13 protein-coding genes are annotated in these 17,368 nt (G+C 46.3%); 9 read left to right on the top strand and 4 right to left on the bottom strand.

The window, feature by feature from the left end:
* Positions 1-3: 3 nt before the first annotated feature.
* Positions 4-1,017 carry a cytochrome d ubiquinol oxidase subunit II gene (gene cydB, locus QUB68_RS14780; protein ID WP_332993628.1) on the top strand — a complete coding sequence of 338 codons (1,014 nt, stop codon included), beginning with the start codon at positions 4-6 and terminating at the stop codon, positions 1,015-1,017.
* Positions 1,018-1,471: 454 nt separating this feature from the next.
* Here the strand turns inward: cydB and QUB68_RS14775 are convergent, their stop codons facing one another.
* Positions 1,472-2,950 carry a leucyl aminopeptidase gene (locus QUB68_RS14775; RefSeq protein WP_332993627.1) on the bottom strand — a complete coding sequence of 493 codons (1,479 nt, stop codon included), beginning with the start codon at positions 2,948-2,950 and terminating at the stop codon, positions 1,472-1,474.
* 190 nt (positions 2,951-3,140) lie between these two features.
* Between QUB68_RS14775 and QUB68_RS14770 the strand changes: the two genes are divergently transcribed.
* Positions 3,141-5,345, top strand: coding sequence for a transglycosylase SLT domain-containing protein (locus QUB68_RS14770; protein ID WP_332993625.1), 2,205 nt, complete (start codon positions 3,141-3,143; stop codon positions 5,343-5,345).
* Between the two features lie 276 nt (positions 5,346-5,621).
* Here the strand turns inward: QUB68_RS14770 and QUB68_RS14765 are convergent, their stop codons facing one another.
* The 3 genes from QUB68_RS14765 to QUB68_RS14755 all read right to left on the bottom strand — a co-directional run bounded on the left by QUB68_RS14765 (position 5,622) and on the right by QUB68_RS14755 (position 8,531).
* On the bottom strand, positions 5,622-6,062 hold the full coding sequence (locus tag QUB68_RS14765) for a retroviral-like aspartic protease family protein (protein ID WP_332993624.1): 441 nt from the start codon (positions 6,060-6,062) through the stop codon (positions 5,622-5,624).
* A gap of 73 nt (positions 6,063-6,135) precedes the next feature.
* Positions 6,136-6,720 carry a PAP/fibrillin family protein gene (locus QUB68_RS14760; protein ID WP_332993622.1) on the bottom strand — a complete coding sequence of 195 codons (585 nt, stop codon included), beginning with the start codon at positions 6,718-6,720 and terminating at the stop codon, positions 6,136-6,138.
* Positions 6,721-6,797: 77 nt separating this feature from the next.
* Positions 6,798-8,531 (bottom strand): glycosyltransferase family 4 protein, encoded by a 1,734-nt coding sequence (locus QUB68_RS14755; RefSeq protein ID WP_332993620.1) that lies wholly within the window; start codon positions 8,529-8,531, stop codon positions 6,798-6,800.
* 384 nt (positions 8,532-8,915) lie between these two features.
* Between QUB68_RS14755 and QUB68_RS14750 the strand changes: the two genes are divergently transcribed.
* The 7 genes from QUB68_RS14750 to QUB68_RS14720 all read left to right on the top strand — a co-directional run bounded on the left by QUB68_RS14750 (position 8,916) and on the right by QUB68_RS14720 (position 17,309).
* Complete coding sequence (locus QUB68_RS14750; protein WP_332993618.1) at positions 8,916-9,155, top strand: DUF3134 domain-containing protein; 240 nt, start codon at positions 8,916-8,918, stop codon at positions 9,153-9,155.
* Between the two features lie 130 nt (positions 9,156-9,285).
* Positions 9,286-10,401: a phospho-N-acetylmuramoyl-pentapeptide-transferase gene (gene mraY, locus QUB68_RS14745; RefSeq protein ID WP_332993616.1), complete on the top strand. Its 1,116-nt coding sequence runs from the start codon at positions 9,286-9,288 to the stop codon at positions 10,399-10,401.
* A 383-nt stretch (positions 10,402-10,784) separates the two neighbouring features.
* Positions 10,785-11,492, top strand: coding sequence for a L,D-transpeptidase family protein (locus tag QUB68_RS14740; RefSeq protein WP_332993614.1), 708 nt, complete (start codon positions 10,785-10,787; stop codon positions 11,490-11,492).
* A 59-nt stretch (positions 11,493-11,551) separates the two neighbouring features.
* Entirely contained in the window at positions 11,552-12,535 is a 984-nt protein-coding gene (locus QUB68_RS14735; protein WP_332993612.1) for a glycosyltransferase, read from the top strand.
* A gap of 379 nt (positions 12,536-12,914) precedes the next feature.
* The gene (locus QUB68_RS14730) at positions 12,915-14,774 is read left to right on the top strand and encodes an NAD(P)H-quinone oxidoreductase subunit F (RefSeq protein WP_332993610.1); all 1,860 of its coding nucleotides are present in this window, start codon (positions 12,915-12,917) and stop codon (positions 14,772-14,774) included.
* A gap of 275 nt (positions 14,775-15,049) precedes the next feature.
* Positions 15,050-16,585 (top strand): NADH-quinone oxidoreductase subunit M, encoded by a 1,536-nt coding sequence (locus tag QUB68_RS14725; protein ID WP_332993608.1) that lies wholly within the window; start codon positions 15,050-15,052, stop codon positions 16,583-16,585.
* Positions 16,586-16,703: 118 nt separating this feature from the next.
* Positions 16,704-17,309, top strand: coding sequence for a CDP-alcohol phosphatidyltransferase family protein (locus QUB68_RS14720; protein ID WP_332993606.1), 606 nt, complete (start codon positions 16,704-16,706; stop codon positions 17,307-17,309).
* Positions 17,310-17,368 lie beyond the last annotated feature (59 nt).

The following is a 17,368-nucleotide window of genomic DNA, read 5'->3' as shown; positions in this document are numbered from 1 at the left end:
TTTATGCAAGCTTTAGAGCATTTTCTCCCGCAGGTTTGGTTCGTAATTTTAGGTATCTTTCTCTTGCTCTATGTCATGCTAGACGGTTTTGACTTAGGAGTCGGAATTTTGTCTCTGACTGCGAGCGACGAGGAACGCCGGGGCATTTTAATGACGAGTCTGGGCAATGTTTGGGATGCTAATGAAACTTGGCTGGTTTTGATGGGAGGCGCTCTGTTTGGTGCATTTCCCCTCGCTTACGGCACGATTTTAACTGCTTTGTATATACCGATTTGCATGATGCTTTTCGGGTTGATTTTCCGGGCTGTCGCGTTTGAGTTTCGCGAGCATTCTAACCGGAAAAAATTCTGGAATTATGCTTTTGGTGCTGGCAGTTTCTTGGCGTCTTTAGCTCAAGGATTTGCCCTCGGTGCGGTGCTGGAAGGTATTGCAGTTGATGAAGCTGGTCACTTTGTCGGTACGACTTGGGATTGGCTGGATTGGCGATCGATCTTGGTGGCTTTGACGCTGGTTCAAGGCTATGTTTTGATCGGTTCAACCTATTTGATCATGAAAACTGACGGGGAACTGCAAACAACTCACTATCGCACTGCTAAAATTGCGGCGGTGACGACTTTAATCGGAGCGGTTTTAATTACGATCGCCACTCCGGTATTTTACGAAAGTACGCGGGCGAGGTTGTTCGATAAACCGCTGGTTTATGTCTTTGTCGCGATTCCTTTGCTGGGAGCGCTATTTGTGGGAATGCTGCTGAAAAGTCTCGCAAATAAAGAAGAACGGACGCCGTTTGTCTGGACAATTCTGATTTTTTTGCTGAGTTTTATCGGCTTGGGATTGATTGTTTTTCCATACATTATCCCGACGCAAATCACGATTTATCAAGCCGCAGCTTCTCCGAGCGCGCTGGTGTTTATGATTGTGTTCATTGGCTTTCTGATCCCGATTATGATTTTTTACAACATCTACAATTACATTGTATTTCGGGGTAAGGTTGCTGGCGGATATCACGGGGAATAAAATAGGTTCGTAGTGAGGAATTTATTCCTCATAAAAGTCTGAGGATTGAAGTCCTCACTACAAACCTATTTTTCATAAGGGAAGCTCGATCGCAAATTCCGTCCATTCACCGAAAACCGAACGGCATATCAAGGTTCTGCCACAATACGGTTCACTTAAGACCGATCTCCCTGGCACACCCCTTAAAAAGGGGGGGACTGGAGTGATCAAAGTCCCCCTTCTTAAGGGGGATTTAGGGGGATCTCCTGGGCATAAATAGTGTTAAGTGAACCGTATTGGGTTCTGCCATGTTTTCCGACGATAATCCGGTAACTGATAGCTAACCCCAAACCAGTGCTTTTCCCCATCTGTTTTGTGGTGAAAAACAGATGCAGACGGCCCTTGAAACCGCCCTATTTTCTATGAGCCAAGAGTTTTTAACCCCTGACTTTTACCTTAGCAAATCCACAATTAACTAAGCCTCACCCAGTACCAAATGCACCAAAGTCCGAACTCCAAAACCAGTTGCTCCGGGGCCGTTGTAGCCATTTTCTTTCTCGATCCAAACCGGGCCAGCAATATCTAAATGCGCCCAAGCAGTATCCTTGACAAACTGCTTCAAAAATAGTGCCGCCGTAATCGAACCACCAGCACGGGGCCCAGTGTTTTTCATGTCAGCGTGCAATGCTTTTAAGCCTTCAAAATATTTCTCTTCCATTGGCATTCGCCAAAACTTTTCGCCGGCTTTTTCTGAGGCGGCGACTATTTCGGCGGCGACGCTATCTTCAGGACTCCACAAACCCGCGATATCTTCGCCCAAAGCAACTACGCAAGCACCAGTCAGAGTGGCTAAATCGACAATTACGTCCACTCCCAATTTATCAGCAAATACCAACGCATCAGCCAGGGTTAAACGGCCTTCTGCATCGGTATTGTTGACTTCAATTGTTTTGCCGTTGGAAGCTGTGAGGATGTCTCCCGGGCGCATGGCGCGGCCGCTAATCATGTTTTCGGTGACGGCGCTGATAAAGTGAACTTCGACATCTGGTTTGATGTGTCCGATCGCCTTTGCGGCTCCAAAAGTAGCAGCAGCGCCGCCCATGTCTACTTTCATGATTTCGATGCCGCTACCCGTGAGCTTGATGTTCAAACCGCCGGAATCAAAGGTTAATCCTTTGCCCACAATTGCTATTTTGCGGCGCGGCGTGCCTGCGGGTTTGTAAGTCAGGTGGATGAATTTAGGTGGCAAATCGGATGCTCTGGCAACACCGAGAAAGGCTCCCATGCCGAGTTTTTCGCAGTCTTCTTGCTCTAATATTTCTAATTCTAAGCCGCATTCAGCCGCTAGACTTTGAGCGGTTTCGGCCATGGTAATCGGGGTGACAAAATTTGCCGGCGCTGCGACTAATTCCCGTGCTAAAATGACTCCGGCTGTGATTTGGCGGGCGCGGGCGATCGCGCTTTCGGTACCTGCAAAACCGAGCAAATGAATTTCTTCGATTTGCGAGCTTTTATCGTCGGGTTCCGATTTGAAACGGTTGTCTTGATGCAGGGATAATTCTACACCTTCGGCGATCGCACTTGCTGTAGCCTCCGACGCGCTTTTCCACACAGGAATGCTAATTCCCAGGGTTTGGCATTTCTCCTTTTTGGCTAACTTGGCGCAAACACCCGCAGCTTGCCGCACGGTGTCTAATTTTAACTCCGAGGCTTTCCCCAAACCGACGATCGCAATTTTGCGGATCGGATTATTGCCGCCGACGCGGGCGATCGCGCTTTGGCCTGCTTTGCCCTTAAAGTCTACTTCCTGAATCAGCTCTTTCAGCGTACCAGACAGCTTTGCGTCTAATTCTGCCAAATCGCCAGTAAGCTCTACTGAATCCTCAAATAGACCAATTGCCAGGGCGTCTCCCGTCCAACCAGAGCGGGGTGTATCGGTAACTAGAAATTCCATGTTTTGATTTACACTTTATATTTTAGATTTTTGATTGTACTTTGTAGTTGGTGGTTTGTGCTTTTTCCTTGGTGCGGATAAATAAATCGATCGCCCAAATTCTCTCCTACAGATCTAAATAAATTCTGGTACGATATCAGCCAAGTCTGCTGGCGATCGATTTTCTATTGTTATTTTCTTAAATTTTCCCATGAAGAAGCGACGCAAAACCCGAGTTTCTGTTTTAATCAGCGTTTCAGTGTGCGTAATGGCGATCGGCTCAGGTCTGGCGGCGGCGAAATGGATGGGTTTAAGCCCCTTCCAGAAGGCTCCGCAGCCCGTGGATGCAGCGAATTCCGCATCCTCGGTTAAGATGTTGGTATCGCTGTCACCTAGCGAGCGATCGGCGAAATTAATTGAACTCGCAGCCACTGAATCTGCAACTACGAACCCGCAGCAGCAAATCTCCCCTCAAAGCCGCGCCCGCTACCTGCTGGCTAGCGATTTAATCCAGCAAGGAAATGCCGCCAAAGCATTAAAGTTATTGGACAAACTAGAGCCAGAATATCCGCTTTTAGCCTCTCATATTGCCCTAAAAAGGGCCCAAGCTTACCAATTGAGCGGCGACAAAGACCAAGCACAAAAAGCTTGGGAAGAACTGCTAAAGAACTATCCGAGCGACCCAGTAGCTGCCGAAGCTTTGTATGTTTTAGGCAAGTCAAAACCGGAATATTGGCAGCAGGCAATTACTGAATTTCCCGCACATCCGCGCAGCGTAGAAATTGCCCTCGGCAAGTTAAAACAAAATCCGAATCAGCCAGAGTTGATGCTGCTAGTAGCGAAACACGGTCACTATGTCAAAGATTACGGCACTGTTTTAGAACAATTAGTGCAGCAAAACAGCGCTGCTTTGAAACCAGAAGATTGGGAAGAAATTGCCTTTGGCTATTGGGAAAAACAGGATTACGGCAAAGGAGCTATGGCTTACGGGAAAGCTCCCCGCACTGCTAAAAATCTTTACCGCAAAGCTCGCGGTTTGTGGCTCGACGGCAAAATCCCGGAATCGAGAATTGCCTATCAAGAATTAGTGCGGGAGTTTCCCGATTCTGAAGATACTGGGATGGGTTTAATTCGGCTGTCGCGGGTGAGTGATGCCAAGGATGCGATCGTTTATCTCGATCGCGCCATTAGCAAATTCCCCAACTATGCCGCCGAAGCTTTGCTAGATAAATCGAAACTTCTGGACAAAGCAGGCAGCGGTGAATCCGCCTCAGAAACCCGCAAGTTGCTATTGACAAAATACAACAATTCTGATAAAGCAGGCGAACTGCGTTGGGCGATCGCCCAACAGTATGCCAAAGCCGCAGATTTTAAATCAGCTTGGCAGTGGGCGAGAGAACTAACCACCAACAATCCCGACAGCGAACAAGCACCAGAAGCAGCATTTTGGGTCGGGAAATGGGCAATGCAGCTCGGCCGCGAACAAGATGCGAAGACTGCATTTGACTACACTATTTTACGCTATCCAGAATCATATTTTGCATGGCGATCGGCAGTATTTCTCGGCTGGCCAGTAGGCGACTTTACCACAGTCCGAGACTTATCTCCCAAGGTAGTGCAACTCCCTCAGCGTCCCGAACCAACCGCCGGTTCTCCTGCGTTGAAAGAACTCTATCAATTAGGTCAAGATAGAGATGCTTGGAATCTGTGGCAAATAGAATTTACCAACCGCGTAGAACCGAGTATTGCCGAACAGTTTACCGACGGTTTAATGCGAATTGGAGTCGGAGACAATTTAGACGGTTTGTGGATGATTGGGAGTTTGCGGCAGCGCGACAAACCCGATGATAGAACCCAATACCTCGCTCTCAGACAGCAGCCAGCTTATTGGCAAGCACTTTATCCTTTTCCGTACTTAGAAACCATTGTCAAATGGTCGCAAGAACGCAAAATAAATCCAGTATTAGTAACAGCATTGATCCGGCAAGAATCGCGGTTTATGCCCCAAATCAAATCAGTAGTTGGCGCGACAGGTTTAATGCAAGTAATGCCAGAAACCGCTAGTTGGGTAGCCGGGAAAATCAATCTCAAAAAGTATTCATTGGAGAATGTGGACGACAATGTTAAACTCGGCACGTGGTATTTGGATCACACTCACGACGAGTACAAAAATAACTCGATGTTAGCTGTGGCGAGTTACAATGCCGGGCCGAATGCAGTAGCAGATTGGTTGAAGAGGTTTGATTTTAGTGATCCGGATGCTTTTGCCGAAAAGATTCCGTTTCCTGAAACGAAAGGATACGTGAAATCGGTGTTTGAGAATTATTGGAATTATCTACGGATTTACAATCCAGAAGTCAATCAGTTAATGACTGAGAATTATGCTGCTTCTCAGAAAAAAGCCAAGCCTCAATAAATTCGGTTTGTAGTAATACCAGTTACATTCTTTTTGGAAACTGGTATTACAATAGTTATTGTCAATCCAACTATCACAATCGCTGGCATCTTTTTGTAGCTTCAAGAGACTCAACGCTTGACAAATCTGGGTTTTTGTCGGAGTTGTCATCCCGTCAGCAATACCGACTAAAAATAAAAAATAGACAAAACTGACGGATTAATACTATTTGAGATTTTCGATTAGGAATGACTAAAGTCGATCGCCTTTGAGGTAATTTCCAAACCTGTAGAAAATTTAAATTCTTAAATAGCTAGCCGTCGGACTTAGCGGCAACAAAAGCAGTGTTTGTTTCTGCAAATCTAATTCAATTCCCAATGCTTCTAAGGGGATGACACCCAATAACGGATCGGCTCCTACAGGCAGTTCTATGCACTCAAAAGTCGCGTCTCTTCCCATTAACGAAATTTTTGCATCTTCAAAAATGCGTGCTGTACCGATGCCTGTTGCCGTTGCTACAGGCACTGTTTTCAGGAGTTTTAAACCGAGTTGAGCTATTGCATCCTGCGGCAGACATAAAGTAGTCGCCCCAGTATCCACCAGCACATTTTTGATGGTAATAGAACGTATTTGCTCAGCCGGAATCGCGCCATCTTCACAGCGAATTTGATCGGCATGATTTGTGATTGTCAGCGTTGTAGTAATTTTGCCCATTGTTTCTTGGATTGTTGATGTCATTATTATATCCCTCCCAGGATAATTTTAGTCAACTTTTGAGCAAAATATCGTCCTGCACATCAACAGCACAAAATCACTCTTTTGTTAATACAAAAACACTTCCTTCATTGCCACGCCCGATCCGCAAATCGCCATCCAAATAAGTAATATCCAACCATCCCTGCTGTTCGCGAGTATCCAGGTTGAAATCTACAGCAGCGAACTTTTTTCCCGACTCAATCTCATTGATAAACTTGAGCGGAGATTCATAGCGAATCAAGCTGCGTAAACCTAAAATTGACCGCTCAAACTTCACCTGCACTCGCCGTTCCGAAGTCGCCTCAAATCTCGCGGCTACACTGACAATTCCTTCTAAATAAGGCAAACCGTAAAGTTCCGCAATGTTGTATATTTTAGATTCTTTGACGCGGATAGATTGATAAATTTGACCCAATTTTAACAACGGAAAACCGTCAAGATTCAGCAGGGCGCGGCTGCTGGTGTACAATAACCGCCAATCGCCATTTAAAAGCTCTGCGGCTTCGATAGGGCGTGGTGTGGGGTTATAATCTTCCAATTGGGCGATCGCACTTAGAATCGCCTGTTTGTCGGTTGGAGTCGCCAGCAAACCGCGATTCTTACCAGCAATTATTTCTAATAGTCCTGATTTTTTAAGCATTTTTTTATTCTTCAGTCGGCGGAGGCCGACTTCGTTTGTGTAGTTGCGGTTTCAACCGCCGAGTCTTCTTGAACTAATTACCCATTTCCAATAACTAAGATACCAAATTTCACCAGGTAAAGCATCGTCCGATATAGGTATGCTGATTCTTGCTCATTTGCCGCATAACACCTGAGAAGTTCCCCAGCGCTGACAGCACCATTTTGCTCGATCGCATTTAACATCTCCATCTGAATCTTAACAGAGATTCTCCGGTCTTGACCGAAGCTGGTAAACCAAATTGTTTGCAACTCTTTCAAAATTTGTGGTGTGGCGATCGCACCCAGACTCAACATCATATCATTGGTTAAAGTCCTAGTTGCATAATGACCCAACACCCGAAACGGATCGTCGCCCAGCGGATAAGGCGGTTTCCCCGCTTTCAAAGGTGCAGACTCCGGTGCCCAAACCCGAATTTCTGCTAATTCCCGCCACAACTGTTCGTAAGCAGCAATTACCACTTTCCAATCATAAATCTCCCTCGCCCTTTGTCTGGCATTTTCACCCATCTGCTTTCTCAATTCTGGGTTTTCAATTAATTTGCATAAAGCGCGGGTGCAAGCATCAATATCAACTGCTGTGGCTAGGGAAGTGTGACCCATGTAAGTCGGCCAATTTAAGCTGCCGTCGAGATAATTTAAGGCTAAATCTAAACAAGCAGATGGCGGCGGGATGATTGTGGGAATGCGGAAGCCGTCTATTTCGTGGCGTACTGATTCTTTATATCCGTTCCAATCAGAGACTATTGCCGGCAGTCCATTAGCCATTGCTTCGATTGGCGTTAGTCCGAAGGTTTCTTGAATGTTATCGGAAAGCGAAATAAAAATGTCGGCGGCCGACCAAATATTAACTCTAATTTCAGGCTTTCTCCCATCTAAAAAAATAGCATTTACGGAGGGACAAAAGATTTTTGCGCTATTTTTAAAGTCGGGTTCTTCTCTCGGATCTTCGATCCAACCAGCTTGAATTAAGTGGATTTTTGCCTTTGTCTGTTGGGCGGCGCGTTCTAGGGCGATGTACATTGGTACTGGATGAGCTTTTGCCGAAAAAGTTAATCGGCCGACAAATAACACGACAATATCGCCAGCAGAAATGCCGAGTTCTTGCCGTTGTCGATCGCCCGTCTTGACTGCTTCGGCACCCTGCGGAAACGCGCTGCAATCCACTCCCAGGGGAATAACGGGCAATTTGACCAAAATTTCGGGTTGACCGCCGTTGCGCTGCGCTAAATACTCAGACCACTCTGTCAGAACTCCTTCTACTGCTGTTTTCACCGCGTTAGAGGTGCAGATCAGGGCGTCCCAAGGCTGCATCGGTGCAGCGATCAAATCGCCGATCGCCGCCATGACGTATTTTGTACCGATGGTATGGGTAACGCCACAAACGCTGTAAGCCCGCTGATCGACAAATCTGCGCGCCCAAACCAGATCGGCAAGGGCGGGGTCGGGTCGATAAATTGTGCCCGGTTGAGATAGCAAATCCGGTCGTTCCGTGGGAATCCAGCGGACTTTCCGAGGTTGTTGCAGCCACGGTTGGATGTGCGAACAAAATTCCTGAAACGTTGTTTGGTTATCTGCACAACAGTAGAGAGAGTCAGCGGTTCCGTGTTGGACTAAGCTTTTGAGAAACCCTTCTCCGGCTGAATGACGCCCCAGAAGTCTTTGCCCTCCAGTGTCGTAACCCTCTTTATTGTATAAAACCGCCGCCGTTGTATTCATTCTGAGATTTATTGAAGAGAGAGTTGACTGAATTCGGCAGAGGGCATTCGCCATCAGGCTTTGATGACAAACCAGGAGACGCTTGAGTCTATCAACCGCTTGCCCGTTAGTGTTAGCTTTCGCGAGTTCCGATCAAACCTGGCATTCGAGACGATCGCCATGTGTCCTGGGATATCTTAAAAGGCGATCGTCTCAGATTACAATATTTACGGCTAAAAAAGGATTGGCAAGAGCGGATTTTAGTGTTATCCTGAGGCCCATGCTTGGGGCGATCGCATGAGTCGGTCTCCCATCTTATCCGATCCGGAACCAAACACTGCCTGTGGTATAATGCTTTAGCCGTGCTAAATCCCCGATTTGCAAGTGCTTGATTAAAGGAGCAGTCGGCAAAACATTAAATATACTCGATCGCATCTTTGTCTTTAGAAACCGAGAATCATGTACAACCCATCTCTGCGCCAAATCCCTCGCCACTTGCCTGCGGACGTAATTCCATTAAAGCAGCAATCATCTCTTTTAGACTGGTTGGAATCTAACAATCGCCTGTTAGCAAGGGATGTTCAAGAACCCGACTACCTCCACGAAGAAGAAATTTCTGAACTAATGGCAGTTGACGACAGTCCTTACGATGATTTAGAAGAAGAAGCAGAAGAGGATGCGGGTGCAGGCGATGAATAACCGGTAGAAGGGTGAAGGAATCAACCGGAAACAGGGAATAAAAAATAAGAGATTCCCCAATCTCCTGTATCGCACCCTACTCTCAAATTGTGAATTGCTTATACTCAAATGGTGTGTGTTGAGGAGTGATATGGATAACTTTGTGGATGAAAAAGTCCCTTTTACTATGCCTTTCAAACTTACAGGCAGGAATTTATTCCTGCTGCTGGGTTTGGGGCTGGGCATTGTAGCGATCGGTTTAGATGTAGCAGCGGGTAGACTTTTGAATTCACCTGCATCGCTATTTATGCCACTAGCTATTTGTGCTGTAGTTGCAGCAGGTTTGGGTTATATAGTAGTGCCTTTACTCCAGCAACTCAAAGCAGGACAAATAATTCGCGAAGACGGCCCCCAAGCCCACTTAAAAAAAGCGGGAACGCCGACAATGGGAGGCGTATTTTTTGTGCCCGCAGGTGTCGCAGTCGCCTTGCTTTGGTCTAGATTTAACTCAGATGTTGTTGCTGTATCGGCTTTAACTTTAGCTTACGGTTTCATCGGCTGGATAGACGACTGGCAAATTCTCCGCCGCCAGTCGAATAAAGGTATTTCACCTCGGATGAAATTGGCTTTGCAAGTAGGTTTTGCAACTCTATTTTGTCTGTGGCTGATGTTCCGGGAACCCGGTATTTCTACCAGCATTGCTTTGCCTTTCGGTTGGGTATTGCCTTTAGGTTTGCTGTTTTGGCCGCTGGCTGGTTTTGTGTTGGTTGCTGAAAGCAATGCTACTAATATAACTGACGGTGTTGACGGGTTGATGGGAGGCTTGGGGGCGATCGCACTTTTGGGATTAGGCGCATCTGTAGCCTCAACTTCGCCAGAATTAATGATATTTTGCGCCTGCATCAGTGGCAGTTGTCTCGGTTTCTTAGCCCACAACCGCAATCCAGCCCGCGTGTTTATGGGTGATACAGGTGCGTTGGCTTTGGGCGGTGCGTTGGCTGCGGTAGCTTTATTAACAAATAGCCTTTGGATATTATTAATAATCAGCGGGATTTTCTTCATTGAAACGCTGTCAGTAATTGCTCAAGTAGGTTATTACAAAGCTACAAAAGGCCCGGATGGCATCGGTAAGCGTCTGTTAAGAATGGCTCCGCTGCACCATCATTTAGAACTGTGCGGCTGGCTGGAAACTCAGGTGGTTGGTATCTTTTATTTAACTAACGGGGTGTTAGTGTTAATGATTCTAATGTTAACCAGTAACAGTTAACAGCGAATTTGTAACAGATTTCATAGCATATGTAAGTGATATTTTGTGCAATGTCAAAAAACAAATAAGATGCCCGTTCCACCAGAACTCAATGCACTTGTGGAACGGGCATCTTGCCCGTTTGAGGCTAAAAAAAACAGGCAAGATGCCTGTTCCACTAAGATTAAATCTAGTTAAATCACAGGCAAGATGCCTGTTCCACTAAATATTATGGAATCTAGCTAAATCACAGGCAAGATGCCTGTTCCACTAATATTGAATCTAGCTAAATCACAGCCAAGATGCCTGTTACACCCATACTTTATTTAGTTGTGGAACTGGCATCTTGTCATTTCCAAGCTCATAAGTTAGAATTTTGAGAATTGATATCCCCAGTGAATGCAATGGAAATCAAAAAAAAACGGGGTAATATTTGGATAATTGCTTCATCTGTCGGTTTGTTCTTGCTAGCTGCTAGCTCAATTTTTTACTGGAAACTCGTCAGACTCGGTTATGCTGTTCCCATTCCCTACATTTTAGATGTCTTCTGCTTCACTAACTGTCCGGCTGACGATTTAAATGTTTTACACATCCAATTCCCATCAGATAATTTATTAAACTACGGCAAACCCCTAGCACAAATTTTAGGCGAACCGGATAAATTAGATAAAACTAGAATTTCAATCCTGGTGGAAAAATCCAAATACCGACTGACTGTATATGACAACAAAAAACCGATCAAATCTTATCCTGTTGTATTTGGCAGCAATCCCGCAGGCGACAAACTAAAAGCAGGGGATTCGCGAACGCCGGAAGGAATTTTTAGCATAAAAGACCTTTATCCTCACGCAGCTTGGTCGAAGTTTCTCTGGCTGGATTATCCCACTAAACAATCTTGGCGAAAACATATCAAAGGCAAGCAAGCAGGTACAATAAAATGGAATGATAGTGTGGGCAGTGAGGTTGGGATTCACGGCGTGCCGGCTAATTCAAAGAAAATTATCAAAAATCGATCGAACTGGACTTTGGGCTGCGTTTCGCTGGAAAATAAGGATGTTGAGGAGTTGTATCAGTTTGTGCAAAAAGGCACGAAAGTAGAAATTATTCCATAACTAGGTTCGATGGTTCGGACTTTAGTCCTGATTGACTCAACAACCCGTAGAGAGGACTAATGAACAGTGCGGAGTTTTTACCCCTTGTTTCGGTTGTGGTGCCCATTTACAACGGCGAGATGGATTTGCCGGATTTGATCGAGTGTTTGCGATCGCAAACTTATCCGCCACACAGAGTAGAATATCTCTTAGTAGACAACAACAGTCGCGATTACACTTCAACCATCCTTCAAACAGCAGCCAAATCTCGCAACCAAGAGGGATTCAATCAAATCACCCTTCGCAATCTCAGCGAAAATACGATTCAAAGTTCCTACGCCGCCAGAAACAAAGGAATTCGCGCCTCAACAGGCGAAATCATCGCCTTTACCGACGCAGACTGTCGCCCCGAACCTCAATGGTTGGAAAATTTAGTCCAACCATTCGCTAACTTAGAAATCGGAATTACCGCAGGTGAAATCCTCGCCCTCCCCGGTAACACTCTCTTAGAAAAACACGCCGCCCGCGAAAATACTTTATCTCAAAAACATACTCTCGCTCACCCTTTTTGTGCCTACGGTCAAACGGCCAACTTAGCTGTACGCAGGCAGATTTTAGCACAAGTCGGTTTATTTCGCCCCTACCTTACGAGCGGCGGCGATGCGGATTTGTGCTGGCGGATTTTGCGGGAAACATCCTATAAAATCTATTTTGCTGAAAATGCGATCGCCCGACACCGCCACCGGTCTACAATAAAACAGTTGCAAAGTCAATGGCACCGTTACGGCGAGTCGAATAAATATTTGCACGAACTCCACGGCGTGGATTTGATGCGAGAATTCACAACCGGGGAATATTTGTATCGGCTGGCTAGGTGGCTGTTAAAGGAATTGCCGGTTGCTGCTGCCAAATGTGCGTTAGCGAAGCCCTCGAAGAGGATCGCCCGCGCCGATCTGGTAGATTTATTCAATACGCCGATCGGTCTTTTGAATGTGAGAGCAAGGGCGATCGGACAGCGACAAGCCCAACTTCCCGAATCAGCTAGGGAAATTGAGCGACTTTAATCTTTAGAAGACGCTCGCGGTTGAAACCGCGTCTATACAGGCAACACCCCGATGGTGCGCGGGTTGAAGACCTATGTTATCCTCTTCAGTCCGCGTCCGGCGGACATCGTTTGACGAAAAGCGGTTTCAACCGTACGTCTGATTTTTGCTATAAGTACAGTTTATCTGTATATAAGTATGCTGAATCAGGAAATATGAAAATTTATTGTAATCCGTAATATAAAATTAATTAAGTCTACTATGAAGCGCTGGGCTTGAAAACGACAAGATACTCGCAGGCAGACCACAAAATTCCTTGACTTCTGCCGAATGCCCTCAACCTAGCGATCGAAATTATTCTCAGATTTTTAAAGTTTTGTAACATTTACAGGTAGTGCCAATGGCTCAAATCCTACTCCAGACCGTTTGGTTCATACCTTGCTATCCACTCATCGGCGCATTTCTGTCGATACTGTGGTTTCCAGCAGTAACTCGCCGCACGGGGCCCAGACCCTCCGGTTACGTGAACGCCATCTTAACTTTTTTCGCTTTCGTCCACGGCGTTATCGCCCTGACAGCTATCTGGAACCAACCAGCGCAACAGCAGTTCATTCCCTGGCTGAACGTAGCAGGTTTAGACTTAACCATTCCCGTAGAAATTTCTGCTGTCACCGTCGGGGCGACAGTTTTGATTACCGGACTGAATTTTCTGGCGCAGATTTATGCAATCGGCTACATGGAAATGGACTGGGGCTGGGCTAGGTTCTTTTCCCTGATGGGGCTGTTTGAAGCGGGGATGTGCGGCTTGGTATTGTCCAACTCTCTGTTTTTCAGCTACATGATTTTGGAAGTCCTGACTCTGGGAACTTACCTGCTAATCGGGCTGTGGTTCAATCAGTCTTTGGTGGTGACAGGAGCCCGCGACGCTTTCTTGACTAAGCGCGTGGGAGACTTGTTTTTGCTGATGGGAGTAGTCGCAATTCTGCCGCTGGCTGGAACTTGGAATTTTGAAGAATTGGCCCTGTGGGCTAAGACTGCAAACATCGACCCCACAGTGGCGACGCTGTTGAGTTTAACTTTGATTGCCGGCCCGATGGGCAAATGCGCCCAGTTTCCCTTGCACCTGTGGCTAGACGAGGCGATGGAAGGCCCTTTGCCGGCAACGATTTTGCGGAACACGGTAGTTGTGGAAACCGGCGCTTGGATTTTAATTAAATTGCAGCCGGTCATCGCTTTGTCGCCCGTGGGACTGAAGACAACTATTATTGTAGGTGCTGCAACGGCCGTCGGTGCTTCCTTAATTGCGATCGCCCAAATCGACATCAAGCGCACGCTTTCCTATATAGTTAGCTCTTACATGGGCTTAGTATTTATCGCCGTCGGTACCGGACAAACCCAGATAGCCCTAACATTAATGTTTGCCTACACCTTGGCAATGGGTTTGTTGGTGATGAGCATCGGTTCCGTAGTTTGGAACAGCATTACTCAGGATGTCCGCTCTCTCGGCGGTTTGTGGCCGAAGCGGCCGATATCGGGAATATCGTTTCTTGTCGGCGCTGCTGGATTAGTTGGACTGCCGCCCTTCGGATGCTTCTGGGCTTTATCAGAATTGGCAGGCGGGCTTTCGGAAACTCACCCTTCACTGTTAGTAATAGTGCTGTTTGTCAACGGTGTAACTGCTTTTGGCTTAGTGCGCGTTTTCGGTTTAGTTTTTGGTGGCAAACCGAAGCAGATGACCGAACGTTCGCCGGAAGTTCACTGGCCTTTTATCTTGCCGATGACCGTGTTAATGGGATTTACTTTGCACGTGCCGCACTTGCTCGCAGCGTGGCAATTGCTGCCTTTGGCCAGTTTGAATTATACTGCGGCCGGACTGTTAGTTTTGTCAAGTGCGATCGGCATCAGTGCCGGAGCATTTATTTACCTAAACGACAAGTGGGAAAAACCAGTGCGAATTGGTTCTCAAGCGGTGCAAGACTTCTTTGCCTACGACTTTTACACCGCCCAACTTTACCGCGTGACAGTGATATTTGCAGTCGGTCTGGTATCCCAAATCATATCCTGGGTCGATCGCAATATTGTTGACGGATTCGTAAACTTAATCGGTTTTGCCACAGTTTTTGGCGGACAGAGCCTTAAATACAACGTTAACGGTCAAACTCAATTTTATGCCCTGACAATTCTGTTCGGAGTTGCACTTTTGGGACTGCTGGTAAGTTGGCCGCTGCTAGCTCGTCTATCGCTGATTGTGGGCGGGTAAATAGTTTTGAGTTTTGAGTTTTGAGTTGGGAAAAGAGAGCATCCTAATTTTTGAATCGGTTTTTAGCAAAAAAATCGATGTTCTCCAAGAATTTATAGCAATTGCCAAGATATTTAGGAAGTTATTAATCGCTAAAAGTCACAGGGTTAATTCCTTCTTCCTTCCTTGGGATACGCTCAGGAAAAGTGTTCTTTCTTCCTTCTTCCTTCTGCAATAGCTCAAAACTAAAAACTAGAAAAATCTTCGATCGAAACACTACACTTCACCCTTTAATTATGCTTAGTGCCTTGCTCTGGTTGCCCGCGTTGGGCGCTGCGGTGGTCGGTTTCTTACCCGGAAAAATGAATACGATGCGGGCGCGTTCTGTCGCATCTGCCTTTGCTGCTGCTATTTTTCTGTTGAATATCTGGCTGCTGACTCAATTTGACACGACAAATTCAGGACTGCAATTTCAAGAATATTTGTATTGGATTCCGCAATTGGGTTTGAGTTACAACCTGGGCATTGACGGCTTATCTTTGCCTCTGTTAGTTTTAACCGCACTACTGACGCTATTAGTGATTTACGGCACCGGCGAAGACATCGCTCGCCCTCAGCTTTATTACTCTCTGATTTTGCTAATCAATGCGGGGGTAGCGGGAGCTTTGATGTCTCAAAATTTGCTGCTGTTCGTCCTGTTTTACGAGCTAGAATTAATTCCTTTTTACCTGTTGATTGCGATTTGGGGCGGCAAGCAGCGCGAATATGCTGCGATGAAGTTTCTGATTTACACAGCAGTTTCGGGACTTTTAGTTTTAGCAGGATTTTTGGGTGTAGCTTGGCTGAGCGGCTCTTTAAACTTCGATTACAGTGCGATTACTACTCAAGACTTGCCCTTGAAAACGCAATTAATCCTGCTAACAATTGTGCTGCTGGGGTTGGCAATTAAAATTCCTTTAGTTCCCCTGCACACTTGGCTACCAGATGCCTACGTCGAAGCTTCGCCAGCAACAGCAATTCTGTTGGGAGGTGTTTTGGCGAAGTTGGGAACTTACGGTTTGATCCGGTTTGGTTTGCAGATGTTTCCCGAAACTTGGTCGATTATAGCTCCCGGTTTAGCGATAATCGGCACTGTGAGCGTGATGTACGGTGCTTTGAGCGCGATCGCCCAAAAAGATATCAAGCGCATGGTAGCCTATAGTTCGATCGGGCATATGGGCTACATCCTCGTCGCCTGCGCCGCGGGAACAAAACTCGCCTTAATCGGTGCTGTCGGGCAAATGGTCAGCCACGGCTTAATTTTAGCCTTGCTGTTTTATTTAGTGGGGCTCATCGAAAGCAAAGTCGGCACGCGGGATTTGGACGTGCTCAACGGCTTAATGAATCCGCTGCGGGGTTTGCCCACGGCGAGCTCGCTCTTAGTTTTGGGCGGCATGGCAAGCGCCGGCATTCCCGGTTTGGTGGGTTTTATCGCCGAATTTTTAGTATTTCAAGGTAGTTTCTCAAAATTTCCAATTCCGACTTTACTGTGCATTTTAGCCTCCGGGTTAACAGCAGTTTACTTTGTAATTCTGCTCAACCGCACCTGTTTTGGAAAGTTGGACAATGCCACGGCTTACTATCCTGCTGTTAAGTTTGCCGAAAATATGCCAGCCCTAGTTTTAGCCGGCATCATTTTCTTCTTGGGAGTTCAACCAGTGTGGCTGCTGAAGTGGAGCGAATCTACTACAAATGCGATAGCCGCAACTCTTCCGACTGACAGAATTGCTCAGGTAGCTGTTAGCTATCAGCCGGAAAAATCAGTCATCAGTCAGTTGACAGTTGACAATTGACAGTTGACAATTGACAGCTTGCTGGCTCGCTTGTCGAAGAGTTGTCAGTTGTCAACTGTCAACTGTTGTTAGTTGTCATTGGTTGTTGGTTATTAGTCATTAGTCACTACCCCCACCGATGATGAAATTTATTCCTGGTATTCTTGTTGCCCTTCGCGCCGCAATCGCGCCATTCCTTCTCTGGGATGCTGTTGATGGCACAATCAGCGTTTGGTTCATCATCGGTTACTTAGTTGGGTTTTTCTCAGATATCTTCGATGGCGTTATTGCCAGACGCATCGGCGTCAGTAATGCACAATTACGTCAAGCTGATAGTTGGGCTGATGTCTGCTTCTATATCTGTGTATTTGCCAGTGCGTGGCTGGTGCATAGAGATGTAGTAATAGCCTTTCGAGTACCGCTACTGGCTGTTGTTTTTGTACAGTTAGTATGGTGGATTGTTAATCTGGTAAAATATGGTAAACCAGCCAGCTACCACACCTACTCCGCTAAATTTTGGGGAATAACTCTGTTCATTGCTACTGTTGCTCTTTTCGGCTTTAACTATGCTGGAATTCCCCTCTGGCTAGCTATTATTTCTGGGATCATTCATACTGTAGAAGAGATTGCTATGACACTGCTATTGCCAGAGTGGAAGCATGATGTTTTGAGTGTCTTTCACGCTCTGCGGTTGCGTCAAGAATTGATTTCTGGTTCCCTCAATAACGACTCAAGTCGGGTTTAGAACAAAAGCCAGCTTTGGCGAGACACGAAAATAAGAATCGACGGTTCAAATGGTTCAAA

Source organism: Microcoleus sp. A006_D1, assembly GCF_036702805.1.
Classification (GTDB): Bacteria; Cyanobacteriota; Cyanobacteriia; order Cyanobacteriales; family Microcoleaceae; genus Microcoleus.
Note: the sequence above shows the minus strand (reverse complement) of the source record. Positions and strands in the feature narration are given on the sequence as shown.

Bases quoted from the DNA above. Each gene is read 5' to 3' on its own strand.
- cydB (WP_332993628.1), top strand. From the start codon at position 4: ATGCAAGCTTTAGAGCATTTTCTCCCGCAGGTTTGGTTCGTAATTTTA.
- QUB68_RS14775 (WP_332993627.1), bottom strand. From the start codon at position 2,950: ATGGAATTTCTAGTTACCGATACACCCCGCTCTGGTTGGACGGGAGAC.
- QUB68_RS14770 (WP_332993625.1), top strand. From the start codon at position 3,141: ATGAAGAAGCGACGCAAAACCCGAGTTTCTGTTTTAATCAGCGTTTCA.
- QUB68_RS14765 (WP_332993624.1), bottom strand. From the start codon at position 6,062: ATGACATCAACAATCCAAGAAACAATGGGCAAAATTACTACAACGCTG.
- QUB68_RS14760 (WP_332993622.1), bottom strand. From the start codon at position 6,720: ATGCTTAAAAAATCAGGACTATTAGAAATAATTGCTGGTAAGAATCGC.
- QUB68_RS14755 (WP_332993620.1), bottom strand. From the start codon at position 8,531: ATGGCGAATGCCCTCTGCCGAATTCAGTCAACTCTCTCTTCAATAAAT.
- QUB68_RS14750 (WP_332993618.1), top strand. From the start codon at position 8,916: ATGTACAACCCATCTCTGCGCCAAATCCCTCGCCACTTGCCTGCGGAC.
- mraY (WP_332993616.1), top strand. From the start codon at position 9,286: ATGGATAACTTTGTGGATGAAAAAGTCCCTTTTACTATGCCTTTCAAA.
- QUB68_RS14740 (WP_332993614.1), top strand. From the start codon at position 10,785: ATGGAAATCAAAAAAAAACGGGGTAATATTTGGATAATTGCTTCATCT.
- QUB68_RS14735 (WP_332993612.1), top strand. From the start codon at position 11,552: ATGAACAGTGCGGAGTTTTTACCCCTTGTTTCGGTTGTGGTGCCCATT.
- QUB68_RS14730 (WP_332993610.1), top strand. From the start codon at position 12,915: ATGGCTCAAATCCTACTCCAGACCGTTTGGTTCATACCTTGCTATCCA.
- QUB68_RS14725 (WP_332993608.1), top strand. From the start codon at position 15,050: ATGCTTAGTGCCTTGCTCTGGTTGCCCGCGTTGGGCGCTGCGGTGGTC.
- QUB68_RS14720 (WP_332993606.1), top strand. From the start codon at position 16,704: ATGATGAAATTTATTCCTGGTATTCTTGTTGCCCTTCGCGCCGCAATC.